Here is an 8,051-nt window from a genome sequence, read left to right on the forward strand (position 1 = left end):
CCCACACCCTCGGACAGTCCGGTGCCGTCGGCCGTCTCCCCGTACGAGTGGCACCGCCCGTCGGAGGCCAGGCCCTGCTGCCGGGCGAACTCGGCGAACATCGCGGGCGTCGACATCACGGTCGCGCCGGAGGCCAGCGCCAGGTCGCACTCGCCGCGGCGCAGTGACTGCGCCGCGAGGTGCAGCGCCACCAGCGACGACGAGCACGCCGTGTCGACCGTCACCGCCGGGCCTTCGAGGCCGAACACGTACGACACCCGGCCGGACGCCACGCTGCCCGCCGTGCCGTTCGCGAGATAGCCGGCCAGGTCGTCGGGCACGGAGGCGAGACCGGACCCGTAGTCGTGGTACATGATGCCGGCGAACACGCCCGTACGACTGCCCCGCAAGGACGCCGGGTCCAGGCCGGCCCGCTCGAACACCTCCCAGGTCGTCTCCAGCAGCAGCCGCTGCTGCGGGTCCATTCCGAGTGCCTCGCGCGGCGAGATGCCGAAGAACTCCGCGTCGAAGTCGCCGGCGTCGTACAGGAAGCCGCCCTCGCCGTCACCGGCCGGCCAGCCCCGGTCGGCCGGAAACGCGGCGACGGCGTCGCCGCCGGCGAGCACGAGGTTCCAGAGCTCCTCCGGCGAGCGCACATCGCCGGGGAACCGGCACGCCATGCCGACGATCGCGACCGGCTCGTCCACTGCGGCGGCCGGCGCGTCCGCCGTCTCCCGGTCCTCCTCGCCGAGCATCGCGGTGAGCAGGAAGCCGGCCAGCGCGGACGGCGACGGAAAGTCGAAGACCAGCGTCGCCGGTAAGCGCAGCCCGGTCGCGGCGGCGAGCGCGTTGCGCAGCTCGACCGCCATCAGCGAGTCGAAGCCGAGGTCGCGGAAGGCGTCGCCGGCGCCGATGCCGTGCGCGGTGTCCCGGCCCAGGACCGCCGCCGCATGGAACCGCACCGAATCGAGCACGAGGCCGTGGCGCCGGGCGGCGGGTGCCCGGTCCAGCAGGGAACGCAGGTCGTCGCCGGCGGGCGGGCGATGCGCGACGCCGGCCAGGTCGCGCAACATCGGCGCCACCGCATCGCCGGCCGATCGCAGCGCCGGGCCGTTGAGGCGCAGCGGCAGCACCACGGCGGCGTCCGCGACGAGCGCGCGGTCGAAGAGGTCGAGCGCCTCACCGGTGTCGATCGGGAGGATGCCGGTGCGCGCGATGCGGGCCAGGTCGCCCTGCCCGACGTGGCCGGTCATCCCGCTGCGGGCCGCCCAGAAACCCCAGGCCAGCGAGACGGTCATGGCTCCGCGGGCCCGGCGGCGGACGGCGAGCGCGTCGAGCGCGGCGTTCGCGGCCGCGTAGTTGGCCTGTCCGGCGGAGCCGAGGCTGCCGGCGGCCGAGGAGAACAGCACGAGCGGCACGTCGCCGATCAGTTCGTCGAGCAGCAGCGCGGCACCCGTCTTGGGCCGCAGGACGGTGTCGAGGCGCTCCGGGGTGAGCGCGGTGACCAACCCGTCATCGAGCACTCCGGCCGCGTGGACGACGCCGGAGAGCGGCAGGTCAGCCGGGATCGCGGCGAGCGCAGCGCGCAGCACCTCCCGGTCGGCGACGTCCCCGTGGACGACCTGGACTGTCGCGCCGAGGTCCGCGAACGACGGGTCCGGCGTGCCGGTGCGCGAGATCAGGATCAGACTCGGTACGCCGTACGCGGTGATCAGGTGCCGCGCCACGAGCGTGCCGAGGCGGCCGGTCCCGCCCGTGACCAGCACGGTGCCGCCGGACAGCGCCATCGCGCCCGCGCCGGGCGTGTCGGTGAGCCGGACGAGCCGGGGCCGGTACGCCCGGCCGTCGCGCAGGGCCACCTCGGGCTCGCCGGTGACCAGCGCGGGTGTGAGGTCGGCCGCCGCCTCGTCGGTGTCCACCAGCACGAACCGGCCGGGGTGCTCGGCCTGCACCGAGCGGACCAGGCCCCGCACGGCCGCGCCGGCCGGATCGGTCTCCGCGTCCAGCGTCCGGATGACGAGCCGCTCGCCGGAGGGCTCGGCGTCCAGCCACGCGGTCACCTCGGCCAGCACGGCGCGTACGGCGTCGCCCGGTGTGGTCCGGCCGGCCGTGACGACCCTGTGCTCCCCCACCGGCCGGACCTCGTCGGTGCAGGGAGTCCAGTCGATCCGGAACAGCGCCGCGTCGTGGGTGTGCCGCAGCTGGCTCTCCGACACCGGCCGCACCAGCAGCGACCGGGCGCTGAGTACGGGCGCACCGGCCGGGTCGGTGACCAGCAGCTCGACCGTGTCCGGCCCGGTCCGGGTGAGACGGGCCCGTACCCGCGTGGCGCCCGAGACGTGCAGCGTGACGCCGGTCCAGGTGAACGGCAGCCGCGGTCCGTCGTCCGTGGCGGGGACGGCGAGTCCCACCGCCTGCAGGACGGCGTCCAGCAGGGCGGGGTGCATGCCGAAGCTGCCGCCGTCGCCGGCCGGGGGTAGCGCGGCCTCGACGTAGACGTGTTCTCCGGCCGCGAGCACCTTCTGGAGGCCGCGGAAGGCCGGGCCGTGGTCCAGCCCGTGCCGGCGCAGGTCGTCGTAGACGGAGTCCACGTCCACGGGCTCCGTGCCGGTGTCCGGCCAGAACATCCGGCCGGGCGGCGCGGCCGCGGGGGCGAGCGTGCCGCTCGCGCAGCGGACCCAGTCCTGTCCCGGCACGCCGGCCGGGCGGATGTGGATGCCCAGCGGCCGGCGGCCGTCGCCGGCCGGGCCGGCCACGATGACCTGAAGCTGCAGCGCGCCGTCGGCCGGCAGCACGGCCGGCGCGGTGAGGGTGAGTTCGTCGATCCGCAGGCAGCCGGCCTGGTCACCGGCGCGTACGGCTAGGTCGAGCAGCGCGGTGGCGGGCAGCAGGACCCGGCCCAGAACGCCGTGGTCGGCCAGCCACGGGTGGGTGGCGAGCGACACCCGGCCGGTCAGCACGAAGCCGTCGCCCTCGGCCAGTCCGAGCGCCATGTCGAGGAACGCGTGGTCGGAGACCGCGAAGTCGCCGGACGCGCGGCCCGGCGTCCCGACCGCCCCGTCGGGCCAGTATCGGGTGCGCTGGAACGCGTAGGTGGGCAGGTCGGCCCGCCCGGCCCCGCTCAGGCCCGCCAGGGCGTCCCAGTCGACGTCGGCACCGTGGGTGTACAGCTCGGCCGCCGAGGTGAGCAGCCGAGCCCGGCCGCCCTCGCCGCGTCGCAAGGTTCCCGTGGCCAGTCCCGCCCGGCCGGCGTAGTCGAGGATCTCCTGAACGCCGACGACCAGGACCGGATGCGGGCTGACCTCGACGAAGCTCAGATGATCACGCTCGATCAGGGCGCGGATCGCCGTCTCGAAACGGACGGTCGCGCGCAGGTTCAGGTACCAGTACTCCGCGTCCATCTGCGCGGTGTCCAGTAGTTCACCGGTCACCGTGGAATAGAGCGGGACCGCGGCCGGTCCGGGCCGGATGCCGTCGAGCGCCGCGAGCACCTCGGCGCGGACGGCCTCGACGCTCGGCGAGTGCGAGGCGTAGTCCACCGGGATCCGCCGGGCCCGCTCGTCCTCGGCGAGCAGCGCCTCCAGCGCCTCGACGGTGCCCGACACGACGGTCGAGCGGGGGCCGTTGACCGCGGCGATCGACAGACCGGGCCGGTCGCCGATCTCCGCAGCCGGTCGGGGCACGGAGACCATGCCTCCGCCACCGGCCAGGCGCAACAGGGCCTTGCTGCGCAGGGCGACGATGCGGGCCGCGTCGTCGAGCGAGAGCGCGCCGGCCACGCAGGCGGCCGCGATCTCGCCCTGGGAGTGCCCGACGACGGCGGCCGGCTCCACACCGGCCGAGCGCCACACCGCCGCGAGCGCCACCATCACGGCCCACAGTGCCGGCTGCACCACGTCGACCCGTTCGAGCGCCGCCGGGTCGGCCAGCACGCCGGCCAGCGTCCAGTCCACGTATGGCCGCAATGCCGTGTCGCACTCGGCGATCCGGGCGGCGAACACCGGCTCCGTGCCGAGCAGGTCCACCGCCATCCCGGCCCACTGGGCGCCCTGGCCGGGGAAGACGAACACGGGGCGGCGCTGACCGGGTAGCGCCACACCCTCGGCGACCATCGGGTAGCGAGTGCCCTGGGCGAGGCCGTCGAGCCGGATACGAAGCTCGCCGGTGTCCCCGCCGAGCAGCACCGCCCGGTGCGGGAGAGCGGCCCGCCCGTGCCGCAGGGACCAGGCAACGTCCGCGGCGCCGAGGTCCGGATGGCGGTCCACCTCGGAGCGCAACCGGGCCGCCTGCGCCCGCAGCCCCTCCGCGCTCGCGGCGGAGAGCAGCCAGGGCAACAGGACCGGGCCGGACGCTGCGGGCCGTTCCGGCCCGGTTTCCGGCTCAGGGTCCGGCACGGGCTGCTCGATGATCACGTGGGCATTGGTGCCGCTCACGCCGAAGGCCGAGACGGCGGCACGGCGCGGCCGGTCTCCGCGCGGCCACGGCGCCGCGTCGGCCAGCAGGCGCACGGCCCCGGCGTCCCAGTCCACGTGTGGCGACGGCTCGCCGGCGTAGCGGCTGGCGGGCAGCACACCGTTCCGCATCGCCAGCACCATCTTGATGACGCCGGCCACCCCTGCCGCCGCCTGTGTGTGGCCGATGTTCGACTTCACCGATCCGAGCCGGAGCGGCTCGTCCCGGTCCCGTCCATAGGTGGCGATCAGGGCCCGCGCCTCGATCGGGTCGCCGAGCGGCGTCCCGGTGCCGTGTGCCTCGACCGCGTCGACGTCGCCGTGTGCGAGCCCGGCGTCGTCCAGCGCCTGCCGGATGACCCGCTGCTGGGCGGCGCCGTTCGGCGCGGAGAACCCGCTGGACGCGCCGTCCTGGTTGATGGCGGAGCCGCGCAGCACGGCGAGCACCGGGCGGCCGTGGCGGCGCGCGTCGGACAGCCGTTCGATCAGCAGCACCCCCGCGCCCTCGGACCAGATCGTGCCGTCCGCCCCGGCCGAGAAGGGCTTGCAGTGGCCGTCCGGCGCCAGGCCGCGCTGCCGGCTGAAGTCGACGAACGGCCGCGGTGTCGCCATCACGGTCACGCCGCCGGCCAGCGCCATTTCGCATTCACCGCGGCGGACGGCCTGCGCCGCGAGATGCAGCGACACCAGCGACGAGGAGCAGGCGGTGTCGAGCGTGACGGCGGGGCCCTCGAGACCCAGCTCGTAGGCGACCCGGCCGGAGACGACGCTGCCGGAGGTGCTGTTGCCGAAGAAGCCCTCGAACTCCGGCGAGTGCTGGAGCAGCCCGCTGTAGTCGTGATACATCACGCCGGCGAAGACACCGGTGCGGCTGCCCCGGGCCGAGTGCGGGTCGATGCCTGCCCGTTCCAGGGCCTCCCACGCGATCTCCAGCATGAGCCGCTGCTGCGGGTCCATAGTGACGGCCTCACGGGGGCTGATCCCGAAGAAGCCGGCGTCGAAGTCGGCGGCGTCGTGCAGGAAGCCACCCGACCGCACGTACGTGGTGCCGGGCGTGTCCGGGGCGTCGGCGAACAGCCGCTCGAGGTCCCAGCCCCGGTTGACCGGGAACTCGGTGATGGCGTCGCCGCCTCGCTCGACCAGCTGCCACAGGTCCTCGGGCGAGCAGACGCCGCCCGGGTAGCGGCAGGCCATGCCGACGATCGCGATCGGCTCGGCCGGCTCGGCCTCGGCGCTCTCCAGCCGTTGCCGGGTGCGGTGCAGCTCGGCGGTGACCCAGCGCAGGCTCTCGACGAGCTCGGTCTCACTTGCCACGTTCACTTACCCCCGAGCTCGCGTCGAATGAAGTCGAGAACCGCGTCAGCCGAGGCCGTCGCGAGCTCCGCCGGTCCGGCCGGTCCCGGTTCGGGCTCCGGCCACAGCTCGGCGCCAACGTGCCGGGCCAGCGCGCCGGTCGTCGGGTGCTCGAACAGCACCGTCGCCGGCAGCCGCAGGCCGGTGGCCTCGTTGAGGCGGTTGCGCAGTTCCACGGCGCCGAGTGAGGTGATCCCGAGGGCCATGAACCCGGCGTCGTCGGCGATCCGCTCCGGCCGGTCGTGGCCGAGCACGGCCGCCACGTTCGTCCGGACCAGACGGGCGACCGTCTGGTCCCGCATCGCCGGTGGCGTACCGGCCAGCCCGCCCGGCCGGTCGGTGCCGGGCCGGCTGACGGGACGCGCGCCGCCCGGGCCGCTCAGCATCGGCGAGTCCCCGCCGGCGGCCAGGCGGGCGGCGACCACGGCGGCCGGCTCGGCGCCGAGCGCGGCGTCGAACATGGCCAGGGCCTCCGCAGTGGCCAGCGGCTCGATCCCGGTGCGCCGGATCCGGGCGCGGTCGGTGCCGGTGAGGCCGGCCGAGAGGGCGCTGCGTTCGGCCCACAGTCCCCAGTCGATCGACACCGTGTGCCGGCCGAGCGAGCGGCGGTGCTCGGCCAGGCCGTCGAGGAAGGCGTTGGCGGCGCCGTAGCCCGCCTGACCGGCCGAGCCGAGCACACCGGCCGCCGACGAGAAGAGCACCAGGGTCGCCTCCGGACCGGCCAGCTCGTGCAGGTGCCATGCGCCGTCCACCTTCGGCCGCAGCACCTCCGACACCCGGTCGGTGGTGAGCGAGGTGACGATGCCGTCGTCGGTCACGCCGGCCGCGTGCACGATCAGCCGAACCGGTCCCAGGTCGTCGAGCAGCGCCCGCACCTGCGCCCGGTCGCTCACGTCGCAGCGCGCCGCGCGCACCCGGCCGGCCAGGTCCCCGTCGGCGTCGCCGCGCCCGGCGAGCACGACGTCGCGCGCCTGCCAGTGCTCCACGAGATGCCGCGCGACGGCCCGGCCGAGCGTTCCGGTGCCGCCGGTCACCAGCACCACGCCGGTGCCGTCCCACTGCCACGGCCGACCCGGTGGCGCCGCCGCGAGCCGGGGCGCGTAGAGGCGGCCGTCCCGGACGGCGACCTCGGGCTCGCCGGTCGCCGCGGCCGCGGGCAGATCCTCGGCGGCGGCGTCGCGCACCAGTACGATCCGCCCCGGATGCTCGCGCTGCGCGCAGCGCACCAGGCCGCGGACGGCCTCACCGGTCCAGCCCCGGGTCGACACGACGAGCTTCTCGCCGTCGCCGGCCAGCCACCGCTGGATCCCGGTCAGCGCCGCGCCGACCGACTCGTGCACACCCGTCGGCACCGTCGCCGGTTCCGCGGTGCAGTCGAGCACCTCAAATCCGGTGTCCCGGCCGGAATCGGCGGCGATCTCCCGCCAGTCGACGTGGAAGAGGCGGCCGAGGGCGGACGGCCGCAGCGCGAGCGACCGGGCGGCGAGCACGATGGTCCCGCCCGGGTCCTCGGCGGTCACCGACAACATGTCCGGACCGGCCGGGGCGAGACGCACCCGCAGCCCGGTGGCGCCCGGCACGGCGACCCGGACCCCCGACCAGGAGAACGGCAGGCGGCCGCGGCCGGGCCCGGCCTGGATCCAGCCGTGCAGGCAGGCGTCGAGCAACGCCGGGTGGACGGTCCACGACTCTGCCCCGGCCGGCGCGGTGATTTCGGCGAAGAGCTCGTCGCCGCGCCGCCACAGGGCGCGCAGCCCCTGGAACGCCGGGCCGTACTCCATGCCCGCGCCGGCGAGCTCGCCGTACGACACCGGCACGGGCGTGGCACCGGCCGGCGGCCAGGCGGGAAGCGGTTCACCGGCCGCGGCTCCGGCCTTGACCAGCGTCCCGCCGGCGTGCGCCGTCCACGTGTCGTCGCCGTCCGGCCGGGCGCGTACGGTGAACGGCCGCCGGCCGTCCTCCTCGGCGCCGGCCTCGATCTCGACCGCGACCGCGACGCCGTCGGGAACGGTCAGCGGGGTGTGCAGCACGAGCTCGGCGATCTCGGCGTAGCCCACCTCGTGCCCGGCGCGCAGGGCCATCTCCACGAAGAGCGTGCCCGGCACGAGCCGGGCGCCGGCGACGATGTGGTCGGCGAGCCAGGGCTGCGCGGTCATGGACAGCCGGGCGCCGAGGACGACACCGCCGGAGTGGGGTACGGCGGCGATCCGGTCGATCAGCGGATGCCCAGTGGGCGCGGGACCGGCGTCGAGCCAATAGCGCTCATGC

The 8,051-nt window shown here is 75.7% G+C and carries 2 protein-coding genes and 1 pseudogene; all 3 read right to left on the bottom strand.

What is annotated here, in order from left to right; genetic code table 11:
- Positions 1-1,766, bottom strand: a 1,766-nt coding sequence (locus Aco03nite_RS55110) for an SDR family NAD(P)-dependent oxidoreductase (RefSeq protein WP_444978848.1), incomplete at its 3' end; no start/stop codon positions are given.
- Between the two features lie 93 nt (positions 1,767-1,859).
- A pseudogene (locus tag Aco03nite_RS52110) lies at positions 1,860-5,750 on the bottom strand (type I polyketide synthase); the annotation flags it as partial.
- Positions 5,747-8,051: type I polyketide synthase (locus Aco03nite_RS52115; RefSeq protein WP_203810668.1), on the bottom strand; the 2,305-nt coding region annotated here is incomplete at its 5' end. The gene Aco03nite_RS52115 and the pseudogene Aco03nite_RS52110, both read right to left, overlap by 4 nt.

The organism is Actinoplanes couchii, assembly GCF_016862075.1.
In the GTDB taxonomy this organism is placed as follows: domain Bacteria; phylum Actinomycetota; class Actinomycetes; order Mycobacteriales; family Micromonosporaceae; genus Actinoplanes; species Actinoplanes couchii.